Source organism: Sulfuricaulis sp. (assembly GCF_041499725.1).
GTDB lineage: Bacteria > Pseudomonadota > Gammaproteobacteria > Acidiferrobacterales > Sulfurifustaceae > Sulfuricaulis.
The window spans coordinates 1-13,379 of record NZ_JBGQKW010000003.1; the positions used below are offsets into that span (position 1 = coordinate 1).

18 protein-coding genes and 1 pseudogene are annotated in these 13,379 nt (G+C 56.8%); 9 read left to right on the forward strand and 10 right to left on the reverse strand.

Annotated elements, in window-relative coordinates; genetic code table 11:
- From ACC569_RS01015 to ACC569_RS01025, 3 genes are all read left to right on the forward strand, one after another.
- Positions 1-252, forward strand: a 252-nt coding sequence (locus tag ACC569_RS01015) for a nucleotidyltransferase family protein (protein ID WP_372521625.1), incomplete at its 5' end; no start/stop codon positions are given.
- A complete protein-coding gene (locus ACC569_RS01020) occupies positions 249-596 on the forward strand; it encodes a DUF86 domain-containing protein (RefSeq protein ID WP_372521626.1) in 348 nt (115 codons plus the stop codon). The genes ACC569_RS01015 and ACC569_RS01020, both read left to right, overlap by 4 nt.
- A 400-nt stretch (positions 597-996) precedes the next feature.
- Entirely contained in the window at positions 997-1,998 is a 1,002-nt protein-coding gene (locus tag ACC569_RS01025; protein WP_372521627.1) for a Fic family protein, read from the forward strand.
- Between the two features lie 442 nt (positions 1,999-2,440).
- On the opposite strand, the gene ACC569_RS01030 is transcribed toward ACC569_RS01025, so the two are convergent.
- Positions 2,441-2,800 (reverse strand): hypothetical protein, encoded by a 360-nt coding sequence (locus ACC569_RS01030; protein ID WP_372521628.1) that lies wholly within the window; start codon positions 2,798-2,800, stop codon positions 2,441-2,443.
- Between the two features lie 367 nt (positions 2,801-3,167).
- Here ACC569_RS01030 and ACC569_RS01035 point away from each other — a divergent pair, with 367 nt between their 5' ends.
- The 3 genes from ACC569_RS01035 to ACC569_RS01045 all read left to right on the forward strand — a co-directional run bounded on the left by ACC569_RS01035 (position 3,168) and on the right by ACC569_RS01045 (position 4,677).
- A complete protein-coding gene (locus tag ACC569_RS01035) occupies positions 3,168-3,761 on the forward strand; it encodes a plasmid pRiA4b ORF-3 family protein (protein ID WP_372521630.1) in 594 nt (197 codons plus the stop codon).
- Between the two features lie 141 nt (positions 3,762-3,902).
- Positions 3,903-4,187, forward strand: a complete 285-nt coding sequence (locus ACC569_RS01040) for a DUF1778 domain-containing protein (protein ID WP_372521631.1) — start codon at positions 3,903-3,905, stop codon at positions 4,185-4,187.
- Positions 4,174-4,677, forward strand: coding sequence for a GNAT family N-acetyltransferase (locus tag ACC569_RS01045; protein ID WP_372521632.1), 504 nt, complete (start codon positions 4,174-4,176; stop codon positions 4,675-4,677). Before ACC569_RS01040 ends, ACC569_RS01045 begins: the two co-directional genes overlap by 14 nt.
- A gap of 113 nt (positions 4,678-4,790) precedes the next feature.
- Here the strand turns inward: ACC569_RS01045 and ACC569_RS01050 are convergent, their stop codons facing one another.
- The gene (locus ACC569_RS01050) at positions 4,791-5,060 is read right to left on the reverse strand and encodes a BrnA antitoxin family protein (protein ID WP_372521633.1); all 270 of its coding nucleotides are present in this window, start codon (positions 5,058-5,060) and stop codon (positions 4,791-4,793) included.
- 293 nt (positions 5,061-5,353) lie between these two features.
- Between ACC569_RS01050 and ACC569_RS01055 the strand changes: the two genes are divergently transcribed.
- The gene (locus ACC569_RS01055; protein WP_372521634.1) at positions 5,354-6,769 is read left to right on the forward strand and encodes an AsmA family protein; all 1,416 of its coding nucleotides are present in this window, start codon (positions 5,354-5,356) and stop codon (positions 6,767-6,769) included.
- 210 nt (positions 6,770-6,979) lie between these two features.
- Positions 6,980-7,576, forward strand: a complete 597-nt coding sequence (locus tag ACC569_RS01060; protein WP_372521635.1) for an alternative oxidase — start codon at positions 6,980-6,982, stop codon at positions 7,574-7,576.
- A gap of 148 nt (positions 7,577-7,724) precedes the next feature.
- Here the strand turns inward: ACC569_RS01060 and ACC569_RS01065 are convergent, their stop codons facing one another.
- The 4 genes from ACC569_RS01065 to ACC569_RS01080 form a co-directional block, all read right to left on the reverse strand.
- Positions 7,725-8,129 carry a PA2779 family protein gene (locus ACC569_RS01065; RefSeq protein ID WP_372521636.1) on the reverse strand — a complete coding sequence of 135 codons (405 nt, stop codon included), beginning with the start codon at positions 8,127-8,129 and terminating at the stop codon, positions 7,725-7,727.
- Positions 8,130-8,183: 54 nt separating this feature from the next.
- Positions 8,184-8,357 carry a DUF1328 domain-containing protein gene (locus tag ACC569_RS01070; RefSeq protein ID WP_372521637.1) on the reverse strand — a complete coding sequence of 58 codons (174 nt, stop codon included), beginning with the start codon at positions 8,355-8,357 and terminating at the stop codon, positions 8,184-8,186.
- A gap of 86 nt (positions 8,358-8,443) precedes the next feature.
- Entirely contained in the window at positions 8,444-8,662 is a 219-nt protein-coding gene (locus ACC569_RS01075) for a CsbD family protein (protein ID WP_372521638.1), read from the reverse strand.
- An 18-nt stretch (positions 8,663-8,680) separates the two neighbouring features.
- Positions 8,681-8,980, reverse strand: coding sequence for a BON domain-containing protein (locus tag ACC569_RS01080; protein ID WP_372521639.1), 300 nt, complete (start codon positions 8,978-8,980; stop codon positions 8,681-8,683).
- A 141-nt stretch (positions 8,981-9,121) separates the two neighbouring features.
- On the opposite strand from ACC569_RS01080, the gene ACC569_RS01085 reads away from it, so the two are divergent.
- Positions 9,122-9,418: a hypothetical protein gene (locus ACC569_RS01085; RefSeq protein WP_372521640.1), complete on the forward strand. Its 297-nt coding sequence runs from the start codon at positions 9,122-9,124 to the stop codon at positions 9,416-9,418.
- Positions 9,419-9,427: 9 nt separating this feature from the next.
- Here ACC569_RS01085 and ACC569_RS01090 read toward each other — a convergent pair whose 3' ends face one another.
- The 4 genes and pseudogenes from ACC569_RS01090 to ACC569_RS01105 all read right to left on the reverse strand — a co-directional run.
- Positions 9,428-10,231: a Crp/Fnr family transcriptional regulator gene (locus ACC569_RS01090; protein WP_372521641.1), complete on the reverse strand. Its 804-nt coding sequence runs from the start codon at positions 10,229-10,231 to the stop codon at positions 9,428-9,430.
- 24 nt (positions 10,232-10,255) lie between these two features.
- On the reverse strand, positions 10,256-11,077 hold the full coding sequence (locus ACC569_RS01095; protein WP_372521642.1) for a response regulator: 822 nt from the start codon (positions 11,075-11,077) through the stop codon (positions 10,256-10,258).
- A complete protein-coding gene (locus ACC569_RS01100) occupies positions 11,077-12,789 on the reverse strand; it encodes an ATP-binding protein (RefSeq protein ID WP_372521643.1) in 1,713 nt (570 codons plus the stop codon). The genes ACC569_RS01095 and ACC569_RS01100 overlap by 1 nt, the downstream gene beginning before the upstream one ends.
- A 251-nt stretch (positions 12,790-13,040) precedes the next feature.
- Positions 13,041-13,357 (reverse strand): annotated as a pseudogene (locus ACC569_RS01105) (Crp/Fnr family transcriptional regulator); the annotation flags it as partial.
- Positions 13,358-13,379 lie beyond the last annotated feature (22 nt).

The window sequence follows — 13,379 nt, forward strand, 5'->3', positions numbered from 1 at the left end:
GTATTGGCCTTGGCGGCCAGACATGGGGCGCGCAACGTGCGGTTGTTCGGTTCTGTCTCTCGAGACGAGGCGGGACCACAGAGCGATGTCGATATTCTGGTTGATCTGGAACCGGGTCGAAGCCTATTTGATCTCGGCGGCTTGTTGATGGACCTAGAGGATTTGCTGGGCCGCAAAGTGGACGTCGTCACGGAGAAAGGACTGCACTGGTACATCCGCGACAAGGTGTTAAAGGAGGCAGTGCGGTTATGAAGGACGACAGGCTGTACCTGATCCACATCGACGAATGCATAGCCCGCATCGAAAAGTACACGGCCGGTGGGAAAGACGACTATATGAACTCCACGCTGATTCAGGACGCCGTCGTTCGCAACCTGCAAACCCTCGCCGAATCCAGTCAGCGCGTTTCGGACTCACTCAAGGCGGCGCATGCCGATATGCCATGGCGCGATATCGCGGGTTTCCGCAATGTGCTGGTGCACAACTATCTGGGCGTCGATCTCGATTATGTCTGGCGGGTGGTTGAAGACAACTTGCCGCCGCTCAAGCAACGCGTTCAGGCCATGTTGCATGAGTTGGGGATAAAACGGCCGTGAGACGTGTCGATAATGAGCGTGACCAAAACGTGACCGACATCCGTCACCGTGAGGCAATTTCAGGCATTTCCTGACACAACTGCGCGGGCCGGATGCGCCTAAGTTGTTGAAAGGTAAATGGCCAAAATTCTTTTGGCCGGCTTATCCTGTTCATGGCGAATTCTAAAACTCACGCTAGTGGCTCCTGAAAACGCCTTGTGCTTTAGAATCTCCGCAGTTGCGGGTTATTTCATGCGCCGGCGGTGGTGATTGGGAATTCGCCATGAACAGGTCAATATTCGACGCCATTCAACAGGCGAGGATCAATTCGTCGGGGGCAGGCGGCGAATTCCTGCCCGGTCATCCCCAGCACTTGACTAAAAACTGGACTTACACTTGACTTGTCGTCATCCTATTCAACATGAGTTATCAGCCACGATTTACCATAACTCCGGCATTGCTGGCGCGGGTGGAGCAGGTCGCCGCCCTGCGTGAGCGCATTCTGCTCGCGACGGTGCAGGTGCCTTGGATTCTCGCCTTGCAGAAGGACACGCGCACGCGCAACACGCATTCTTCGACGGCTATTGAAGGCAATCCCCTGACGCTGGAGCAGGTGCGAGCCGTGGAGGAGGGACGGGAAATCCCGGCGATCACTCAGCGAGCAACGCGTGAAGTGACAAATTATTTTGCGGGGCTGCGTTTCATTGAAACGAAAGCCAGCAAGAAATCCATTACCCATGAGGATGTTTTTAAACTTCACCGTATCCTTGCCGCCGAGGTGATGGATCAGGGAACGGCCGGGCGCTATCGCACCATTCGTGTGAGAGTGGGGCGCTATGTTCCTCCTCCGCCGGAAGAGGTATCGGGGCTGATGTTTGAATTGCTGACGTGGTGGAATAAGGAATCAGTGAGCCTGTCGCCGGTGCTGAGTTCCGCGATGGTTCACTACCGCTTTGAAGCCATTCACCCGTTCGCGGACGGCAACGGGCGCGCAGGTCGTGCGCTCGCTTTATGGGAATTATACCGCCGTGGTTTCGATACGCATCATATCTTCTCCGTGGACGAATTTTATTGGGAAGATCGCCCGCGGTATTATCAGGCACTTGACGCTGTGCGGCAGGAGGGGGAGAACCTGACCGGCTGGCTGGAATACTCTGCCGAGGGGCTTCTTTCAACCTTGGAGCGTGTCTGGACCAGGGTGCAAAAATTATCGTCGCAATCTACGAAGAAGCTCGTCTTGCGTCCCAAACAGGAGCAATTGCTGAAAATGCTCCGCGACAATAAAAGCATGAGTCCCAGCGAGATTTGGAGCGCGTTAGGCATCTCCAAACAGGGTGCGCTCGATCTGCTCAATCCCCTTATTGATGCCGGACTGGTGAAGCGGGTTGGTTCCAAGAAAAGCGGACGCTACATTTTGGCGTAATTTTATTAAGGCCCAGCCTGCGCCAGGCGAATTACAAATTACGCCGTCACCGGCGTTCGGAATAACACGTCGCAACGTTGTTTCCATGAAAACCGCTCGAGTCGCGCCGGTGCTGAATTGATCCGCGTATGGCCTCCGGGTTCGCTGTGGACGCGGTGATCGTTGTCATAGTCCTTAAAGGTATGCAGCTTCCTTTTCAAAGACGCTAGGCGTTTTGGAAGTCATGGCGGTGATGACGCGGTAATCACGCACAACCGTCAGCTGTGGTCATTCCGAAACGAGGGGCATGCGCGCGAAAAAAACGTGGGCCCACTACTGGGCCCACGGGGCCGTGCTTTGCGCCGCTTTTTGCTGAAACTATGTGCAACGGGCGTTCCAGTTGTAGGTGCGGCGGGAACGAACCCATAAATCTTGGCCTCGTTGATTTGCCGGCGCTTGTGTCTCAGTCGGCGCTCCGCTTTTTTCTGATCAAGCGTTCCGCTAGAGCCGCGAAGGCGCCTGTTGCGGTACCGCTTTTTGAAATAGACAGCTTCGTGATACGACCCGTCCGGCCTTTGGCGCCATGTTGCGCCTTCGGGGAGTCTGGGACGTTCCCTATGCGTTCTTCCGGTTGCTCGGAACGCCCGTTGCCGCCAAAGTATCGATCAGCCCAGGCGTCCAATTCAAGTCGGTCGAAGGCGACCCCTTGTTTTCCCATGCGTTGCTCGTGTAGGCACGGGCGCACTTCCGCGTTGAAGCGGTTCTTGTCCATCCCGAGATAAGCCGGCGCATCCCGCAGGCGGATGATTCGGGGAAGAATCATGTCAGCACCAAAGTCGGTTCCATAAGCTGGGCGATGTCGTCAGCGAAATGACGTGGCCGACGCTTTTTGTACCAGGTGGTTTGAGAGAATAACCAACCTGAGACGAGGAGCCAACCATCCCGAAAAAGATGTTTGTCCCGGAACAGATTGTAACCAAGCCGTGTGAGATTGAGATCGCGAAGAGGCAAGGTGCCAGCATTTCCGCCGCCTGCGAACAAGCCGCGCCCGGTGTGTCGGAAAGTGTGTGGAATTTTCTCACGTCATCGTAAAATCGCTGCTCATTATCGTTTACGATGCCCCGTGGCAGAGGCGGTAAGGGGTGTGATACAAAATTAACTGTGCAATGTAAGGTGAACAACCGGAGACCATGGCATCCAAGAAAAAACCGCAACCCCGGACAACGGCGGCACCCGCCTTGAAGGAAATCGCCACCCTGCGGGTCGAGCTCGCGCACATCGACCCGCTCATCTGGCGTCGGGTCCAGGTCCCCTGGAATATATTGTTGCCTGAACTGCACCGGGTACTGCAGTGCGTGATGGGCTGGCAGGATTCGCATCTGCATTCCTTCCAAATGGGGACAGTCGAATACGGCATCCCGGACGAGGCCGAGGAGCACGGGATGAAGGACGAGCGGCGGGTACGGCTCGATCAGGCACTCGGAAAATCCGTGCGCGAGTTTTCCTATCTCTACGATTTCGGGGACCACTGGGAGCATCGGCTGGTGGTGGAGGAGATCGCTGGGGCCAAACCGGACTGGCGCTACCCGCTCTGCCTCGCGGGCGAGCGCGCCTGCCCGCCCGAGGACGTGGGCGGGCCGCCCGGGTACGGGAATTTTCTTGAGGCCATCCGCCAACCGGATCATCCGGAACACGAGGAGTTTCTGCGCTGGGTCGGCGGCGTCTTCGATCCCGAAGGGTTTGATCTCAACAGCATCAATCGGGCCTTGCGTGACCGGCGCTAGCGGCCGCGAGCTTGTGGTCTCGGATGATGCACCTCGACTGGCGCCCGGTTTCTTGTGTTATTCCAACCGTTCACCTATCTGGTGCCAAAATGGCGCCATTGTGCTATACTGTTTTTTATTGATTCGCCTAAAGGTGCCGTCATGTTGGACACAACCAAGGAACGCATCAGCTCGCGCGTGCCGAAACCGGTGCGCAAAACGCTCGAGGAGGCCGCCGCCCTCTCGGGCGCAACATTGAACCAGTTCGTGGTGCAGGCGGCGCTCAAGGAAGCGCACGCGGTGCTGGCGCGGGAGCGGTTGATCCGCCTGAGTCGCCGCGATGCCGAAGTGTTCTTCAAGGCCCTGGAAAACCCGCCCGCATCCCATGCGCGGTTGAAGAAAGCGGTCGCGGCCTACCGGCGCTCGGCCCTGAATGCTCAGGATTGAGCCCTTAAGCCGCCGGCATCACCGGGAAGGCTTCGACTGCGGCAATCCTGAGCTCAACGACTATCTTCGGCACACCGCCCGGCAGCACACCGACAAAGGCCTGTCGCGAACGGAAGTCTTGGTCGACGACGAGGCGCCCGAGGAAATCCTGGGATACGTGACCCTTGCTCTGGCGGAAGTCATCATTGACACCCTGCCGCCGCGTTACGCCAAGAAATACCCTGCCAAAGCGTACGGTGTCAAGCTCGCGCGGCTGGCTGTGGCCCAGTCCCGGCAGCGCGAAGGTTTGGGTACGCTGATGATGATCCATGCCATGCGCCGGGCGTTGCAGGTGGCGGCGAGCGCCGGGATCATCGGTTTTTTCGTGGATGCCAAGGACGCGGCGGCGAGTCGCTACTACCGCCGCTTCGGATTTCTCCCGCTGCCCGATGATCCGCACAAGCTTTTCCTGCCGCTGGCCACGCTGCGACAGGCGCTGGGTGCACCATAACCCGGTGTTTCTCCGGTAGCCCCGAGGAGTTGAGGCGCGTGATCGAGCGGATATTTGAATCGAAGCGAGTCGTGATTGGTTGGACGCTCAGGAGTTCTTGTAGTATGACGATCTCACGCCATCTTGTGTTTCACGTACGGGTGGCGAGTCTCATCGATGTGCGTCTGCCAGCCTCGGCCCTGTGCCTGGAAATAATCAACCCCCCGCGGCGAGAGGCGCAGCGTCAACTGCTTCTTGGGAACCGCCTTCGGCGACCAGCCGCGCGACCGGCAACACTTCTTCATCACCATTGGTTGCATGCTGGCGATTTCGGCCCGGCTCAGTCCCTGGACTTCGCCGTCAGATCCGACGTTGGGAAGAGTTGAGCAATTTTTTATGATCACATTACGTGTTAACGAGCGTGACCAAAACGTGACCGACGTCCGTCACCGTGAGGCAATTTCAGGCATTTCCTGACACAACTGCGCGGGCCGGATGCGCCTAAGTTGTTGAAAGGTAAATGACCAAAAAAGTTTTGGTCGGCTCATAATGCTGAGGTCGGCGGTTCGATTCCGCCCCTAGCCACCATCTTTTCAAATACTTATCTTGTCCATGTACTTCTTCTTTGTCGTGCGCCTGCCTTAGAATGTGATCCAGTTCCTCCCGATCAATCTGGGTCCGGTTAATGCCAAGATCAGTGAAAATCATCCTCTTCGCTGTCGGCGGGTTTGTTGGGCTCCTCATCCTCGTCGCGGTAGTCCTGCTGTTTTTCGTGGACATCAATGTCTACAAACCCCAGTTAGAGGCGGCCGCTTCCAGAGCCTTGGAGATGGAAGTCCGCGTCGGTGGCCGGCTGGGGATCGGCTTCTTCCCAGGCTTGCACGTCACATTGCAGGACGTGAACATCCGCAACCGGGGGACGGACCTCGCCTCCGCGAAGCAGGCCAGCCTTGGCATCGATCTCCTCCCGCTGCTCCAAAAGGAAGTCCGTATCGGAAAGGTCGCGCTGAAACGCCCGAGGATATCCATCGAGCGGGACTCCGACGGTAAGTTCAACTTCGAAAAACCGGAAGGGGCCGGAGGAAGCTTGACGCCCCTGGACTTGGCGAAGGTATCCCTCTCGGACGGGACTCTCCTCTATACGGACAAACAGTCCGGGGAAGGATTCGAGGCTGTAAACTGCGACCTGAATGCGCGCCGCCTGCGGATCGCGGAAGGGAAAAGTTCGGACCTCTTGAAGCACCTTTCCTTGACCGCGAAACTCGCCTGCGGGGAGATCAGGACCAAGAACCTCTCGGTATCCGACTTGAAGCTCTCGCTTGCCGGGAAGGACGGAGTCTACGATCTCAAGCCGGTCACGATGCGTATCGTCGGCGCGCAGGGATCGGGGAGTATCCAGGCGGACTTTTCGAGCGCTTTCCCTCGTTACCACGTCCACTACTCCCTGCCGCAGTTCCGTATCGAGGAGCTTTTCAAAACCCTGTCACCGCAGAAGGTCGCAGAAGGGTCGATGGATTTCTCCGCAAACCTGTCGATGCAGGGAAAGACCGTGAACGAGATGCTACAGACCGCGGAGGGAGAGATCTCCCTTCGGGGCGAGAACCTCACGCTCAAAGGCACCGACCTCGATCGGGAGTTCGCCCGGTATGAGACCAGCCAGAACTTCAACCTCGTGGACCTGGGCGCCTTCTTCTTTGCCGGGCCTTTCGGCATGGTGGTCACGAAGGGGTACAATTTTGCGAGCATTTTTCAAGGATCGGGGGGCGGCAGCGAGATCCGGATACTAGTCTCCGACTGGAAGGTCGAGCGTGGCGTGGCGCACTCGCAGGACGTGGCCATGGTGACGAAATTGAACCGGGTCGCCCTGACCGGAAGACTTGATTTAGTCAACCAGCGGTTCGATGACGTGACCATGGCGCTGATCGACACCCAGGGTTGCGCCAAGGTGCGGCAAAAAATACGCGGCACCTTCCAGAAACCGGTGGTGGAGAAGCCGGGCGTCCTCAAGTCCCTCGCTGGGCCGGCGATCAAGTTGCTCAAGAAGGGGAGGGACCTCTTCCCGGGCGGGGAGTGCGAAGTGTTCTACGCTGGTTCGGTGGCGCCGCCGAAATGAAAGAGCTCCTTCAGGGATGTCCGGGAATGGAGGGCGTTCATGATTACCCGTGACTTCACGGCATTTATCCTCGTCCGCTCGAAGACGTCTGTGCGATCTCGTACATACGGCGATAAATTTTCACGGTAGGCTTTCTCTTCTTTTCAAGACCGGTCAGGCCATCCGCGGGATATTGTTCTTAAGCCGCCTCATGTAGACCTGTATTGATTTATGACCGTCCACCATGTGCCGAAAACGGTTTCCGACTACATCGCGTTGGCTGTTGTTAAGGCGATGCGTGTTCCCGCGGATCTTTTCTTTGCCAGGCGCTATGGTCACCGGGCGGTGGTGCTGGAGACGGTGGCCGCCGTGCCCGGCATGGTGGGAGGCGTGCTGCAACACTTGAAATCCCTGCGCACCATGCAACCTGATCAAGGTAAAATCAGAGCGCTGCTCGATGAAGCGGAGAATGAGCGCATGCATCTGATGACGTTCATCTTGATAGCCAAACCCACGTGGCTTGAGCGCGCACTTGTGCTGCTTGTACAGGGTTTGATGTTCAACTTGTATTTCCTTTTGTATTTGATAACTCCGAAGACATGCCACCGTATCGCCGGTTATCTGGAAGAAGAAGCCATTACCTCGTATACAGAATATTTGGCGGAAATCGACAATGGTTCCATCCAGAATGTTCCGGCGCCTCCCTGTGCAATCGATTATTGGCATTTGCCGGCAGGCGCAGGGCTACATGATCTCGTTGTGGCTATTCGGGAAGACGAAGTCCGTCACCGCGATATCAATCATGCTTTTGCCGATAGTATGACGTGAGTTCAGACGCTAATATCGCTCTGGCCTGTAACCCGCTAGTTTCCCGGACAAAGAAAAGCTTGCGGTCATTATCCACGCCGCAAAAATTGAAAAGCCGCCCGGAATAATCCGGGCGGCTTGAACCTCAATTATTTACAAAGTCCTGCGTTTAACGGGGATGTCTGACGAAGGGAAAGATGTTAGTCAAGCCCATGAGGTCGGTGATCAGCAATATGATGAAAATAAGCACGAGCGCTTCAACGACACCATCGCCGCCGGCCGGCAGCTGATCCATATTGGTTGCCAGGGTTTGCACTTCTTCATCCGTCAGGCTATCGACGCGTGCCTGGACTTGCGCCGGTTCCACGCCACGGGCCAGGAGCTGGGCCTGCACGTCGTCACGGTTGAGCGTGGTGAGCAGACGCTCGCGGTATTGCTGCGCCTGTGCGGCGTTGACCACCGCCTCGGTGCCGATCATGCCGGCGTGCGCCGCGGGTAAATACAGGTTGAGCGCGAGCAGACTGAGGACGACCAGGTGGCTGACGGGTTTGGTGAGACGACGAAGTAGTTCCATTTTAGATCTCCTGCATATGAGTGTGTTTATTACATATTTTTGTCGCCCTTTTAATCAAGAGCGCCATCTGCCTTTACCGATACCCATGATGAGACTGACGAGAAATATCACGAGAAAGATGAAAAACAGGATTCTGGCAATTTCAGCGGCGCCCACGGCGATACCGCCAAACCCGAAGATCCCGGCGATGATGGCGATCACGAAAAACACAGCAGCGTAGTAAAGCATGACTATCTCCTTTTTTTATGCAAGTTGTGGTTAAGGAAGAAGTTGTGCGTCACAGACAGCCACGCACAACCAGTCCTCTCTAAGTATCAAATACGATGACCATGGTCCTTGTGGGTCCCGGAAAATTTATTGACTTCCTCTTCAGTTGCCTGTTTTGTGGTGGCATACATCATCTGCATTTTGCCGATGAACTGGTCGTGTCTGCCCGCAATCTTGCTCAGGTGGTCATCGGTCAGATTGCCCCACTGTAGCTTTACGTTTCCTTTGAATAGAGTCCAATTACCTTTGGCGGTTTCCCAATTCATATAAGTCTCCTGCAATAGTTACTTGACGTGAATATTGTTGTCGACCGATTTTACTCCGGCGACATTACGCGCAATCATCGCGGCCTTATCGGATTCGTGCCGGGTGTCGGCGGATCCGGTCAGGTGCACTACGCCCTTAATGGTTTCGATGCTGATATGGAGCGCGCTCACTTCGGTGTCGGCGACCATCACAGACTTTACTTTGGTGGTGATCGATGCATCATCGATGTACTCACCGGTACTGTCTCGTGTCTGCGTACCCGCGCAACCCGCCACGCTAATCAGCAACACAGCCATCCATACCCAGCTTTTATTCATTAAGCTTTTCATTTGTCGGCTCCTCTTTCATTTAGATAGATCGTTTAGCTTCGCGGTCATTAATACACGCTCAACCACGCGTATTCTGTGCGTTATCGAACATAAGGAGGGACACGTCCTGTTGAAAAGATATATGTCGCGGTGCTGGGCGCCAAACGTGTCGCCGGCGTGTTCGTCAGAAAACATCAGCGCCGGCGCCCGGGCATGCTGGAGCGGTTACTCGGTGTTCAGCCGTGGGTGGTTCGGTATTTTCACCTCGACCGGATGTTCTTGACGGTCGTCAATCAGAGAAATGGCCTGGTCGTGGCGTTCAACATCGGCGGCGCGCGTCTGCTGGGTGCGGGGATGGCGAGTATCTTTGTCTATGCTGCTGAATCAAGCGACGTATCGTCGCGCTGTTCCTCGCTAACCGTGTGCTATCGCCGATCGCGATTGTGATCATCCTGCTCAGTGGGCGAAATCCTGTCTGATGATTTCGCCGGGCTGGCCTGATGGCCGGAGGTGGCTATCGGGCACGACAGTAGCAATGCCTTGGCGGTATCGCACATCGGACAGCAGGCGGTTTAATTCCTTCTTGACCACGGCGTAACACTCGCATACGCGGGCCTCCAGTCCAGACCGCTCAAGCACGGTGATGTGGCCACGGCGGTAGCGAATGAAACCGGCTTGTTGCAATTTCCCGGCGGCCTCCGAAATGCCTTCCCGGCGCACGCCGAGCATGCTGGCGACCAATTCATGCGTCATGACCAACTCATTCGAAGGCAATCGATCGAGGGTCAACAACAGCCAGCGGCACAGTTGCTGCTCTATTGAATGGTGCCGATTGCAGGCCGCGGTCTGGGTCATCTGGGTAATCAGCGCCTGGGTGTAGCGCAGCAACAAACGCTGCAGCAAGCCGGCGCGGTTGAATTCCTGCATCAGCAAACGGCTCTCCAGCCGGTAAGCGTGGCCCGCGGTCTGCACCACGGCCGAGCTGGGCGTGGTGTTTCCGCCCATGAACAGCGAAATGCCGACCACGCCTTCATTGCCTACTCCCGCGGTTTCGGCCGAGGCACCAGACTCCATGACATAGTGCAGCGACACGATGGCGGTGGTGGGGAAATAGGCGTGCTGCAACTGTCCGCCGGGTTCGTAGAGCACTTCGCCGAGCGGCATCGGGACCAGTTCCAGATGCGCCGCCAAGCGCTCGAATTCCGCCGTGGGCAGGGCGGCGAGAAGATGGTTTTGATTCGGACTATGAGGCGATGACATGGCGAACTATTGAAATCCCGTGTTTTAATTCTTTGCCGTGAGTTCCACGCCGATTCCGCGGTAACCGATGAAGCGGGAGGAATGGTTGAACATCGGTTCCCCGCTCACCCGAAACTTTTGTTGCGAGCCATCGGTATTAACGCGGCTGAATGCGAAATCCAGGAATGGCTGCCGGGCGGCAATCTTTGCCTGTAGTACTTCCCGCTCCGCCTCATTCCAGCCGGCCACCTGAACACCGCTTGGTTCTCCCGCCAAGGCAGCGACCCGGATTCCGAGCATCTCCAGGACCGGGCCGGAAACTTTGGTGAAGTTCCCGCTCTCGTCCTGCTCCCAGTACCAGTCGGAGGCCAGTTCGGTCAGGCTGCGATAGCGCGCTTCGCTTTCGCGCAGTTCGGCGGTCCGTTCCTGCACCGTCTGTTCCAGCACCTTGTTGTAATTCTCGAGTTTTTTGTACAACAGTCGCACTTCCAGCATGTTGTGGATGCGCGTCTTGACTTCGACCAGATCGAACGGCTTGCTGATGAAATCCTTTGCGCCGGCCTGCAACGCGCGCAGCTTGTGTCCCGGTTGAGCGGTGAGCACGATGACCGGAAGGTAGCCGTCGGCAGCGTTTGTCTTGAGGCCTTCCATCACCTGGAAGCCATCCATGCCGGGCATCTGCAGGTCGAGCAGGATCAGGTCGTAGCGGTTTTTGCGATGCAGTGCGCAGACCTCCTGCGGATTCATGGACGAGGCAACGCAGGTGTATCCGGCCCCACGCAGCGTTTGCTCCAGCAACTGCACATTGGCTTCCTGATCGTCCACGATCAGAATACTGGCGTTAAGAATATCGGCGGTACTGATCATCACAGGCCCCCCGGGTTAATTGCGCCGTCTAATTCTGTTTCCGCAAGTTCCAGCGCCGTGTCCAGCGCCTCCATGAACTCGTTGACTCTGATCGGTTTGGTGAGATAGCGGAAGAATCCCGCCTCCAGGCCCTTCTTGATATCGTGTGGCATGGCGTTAGCACTGATGGCAAGCACCGGAATGTGCGCCGTTGCCGGATCCGCACGCAGGATTTTCAGCGCTTGGATACCGCTGATGCCAGGAAGGTTGATGTCCATCAGGATCACCTCCGGTTTATGGAGGCGCGCCAGCGCGATGCCGCGCGCGCCGTCCCCCGCGCTCAACAAGCGCATATCGGGACGACGCGCGATGAGTTGCTCGACCAGCTGCATGTTTGCCCGGTTGTCTTCTACATACAGCAGGGTGCGCAGCGCTGTGTCATGCGCAACACGCGCTTGCATTGGCGCAAGCGATTCGGCTGCGCCGGCGGCAGGTTTTGGTTCAGCCGCCAAGTTCAGTTCGATCCAGAACACACTGCCCACTCCGACAGTGCTTTCAACGCCGATTTCGCCCTCCATCAACTCGACCAGCCGCTTGCTCACCACCAGGCCGATGCCGGTGCCTTCCTCGACGCTGGCATCTTGTCCAAGACGATTGAACGGCTGAAACAGTTGTGCGAGTTTTTCCGGGGACAATCCTTCGCCGGTATCCTGCACACTGATACGTATGCGCTCCGCGGTGTTCGCGCTGCACGTCACTTCGACCGTTCCCCCCGCGCGGTTGTATTTGATCGCGTTGGAAAGCAGATTGATGAGAACCTGCTTCACCCGGGTCCGATCGGCTTTAACGAAGTAAGGGATTTCGAACCGAGGAAAGCTCATGCGGATGCCGCTTTTTTGTGCCTGCGGTTCGATCATGGCTTGGCAATCGAGCAGCACTTCGGGCAGCGACATGGGTTCCAGCGACAGCGACAGCTTGCCGGACTCGATCAACGCGAGATCGAGGATTTCGTTAATCAACTCCAGCAAATACCATCCCCCCTGGAGAATCTGGTCGATGCTGGCCTTTTGGGCGGGCGTTGGCAGCGGCGAACCCGACTCCATTAATTGGGCGAAACCGAGGATCGCATTGAGCGGGGAGCGCAACTCATGGCTCATGCTGGAAAGGAAATCCGATTTGGCGAGGTTGGCTTTTTCTGCCGCGGCCTTGGCGTTGGTCAGCTCCGCCTCCACCTGCTTGCGCACGGAATTATCGGCGCCGATCAACAGATAGCCGATAATGTCACCATAATCATCGCGCAGCGCCGTGATCGACACGATTGCCGGAAAGCGGCTGCCATCCTTGCAGATATAGGTCAAATCATAGCTGTCTTCGATCCCGCGCGAAGCCTTGTAGGCCAGCGCCTCGAAGCCCGGCGTAATCGGGGTGGCCAGCTCCTTGCTCAAAGCTTGCGCGCGCGCCATGACCTCCTGCGGATCATGAATGTCGCTGGGGTTGATCTTGTTCACGACTTCGGCGGCCAGATAGCCCAGCATGCGCTCGGCGCCGATATTGAATAGTTGAATGATGCCTTTCTCGTCGGTGGCAATAATCGAGAAATTGGCGCTATTGAGAATCGCGTTCTGCAAGGCCCCGGTTTTAAGCAAGGCCTCCTGGCGCCGGAACTCGGTCATGCCTTCCGCCGCGCCAGCGGCGGGGTTGAGAATGGCGGAATCGCGGATTTTTTCGGGCATGGTCGACCTCTGTTAAAGCGCGAATTAGTCTGACGGATCGCGTGGCCGAAGGTGCGAGCAGCACCTCACCTACTTATACGCTCATCCTGCAAAAAAGAATGCATGCTTTTGCCTGCAGGCGCCGGGGGTAAATTGCGTCTGTGGACGAATCTTGAGCAGGTTTTGTACTATAGGGATCAAGCCCGCCGCTCTCTGTGCGTTATCGCACATAAGGCGGAGATTCTATGTAAAGCGTGAAGCAGGGAGAAGGATTAACCGTGACTGGCTAAGGGAGGATCCTGGCGATTACGCATATCGCACAGCAAACGATCGTGTTCGTTTTTGACCTCCGCATAGCACTCGCACACGCGGGCCTCCAGTCCGGACCGTTCAAGCACGGTAATGTGGCCACGGCGGTAGCGAATGAAACCGGCGTGTTGCAATTTCCCGGCGGCCTCCGAAATGCCTTCCCGGCGCACGCCGAGCATGCTGCGACCAATTCATGCGTCATGACCAACTCATTCGAAGGCAATCGATCGAGGGTCAACAATAGCCAACGGCACAGTGACTGCTCCACCGAATTCTGGCGCAGCTCAATCCCCGCCGCTTAG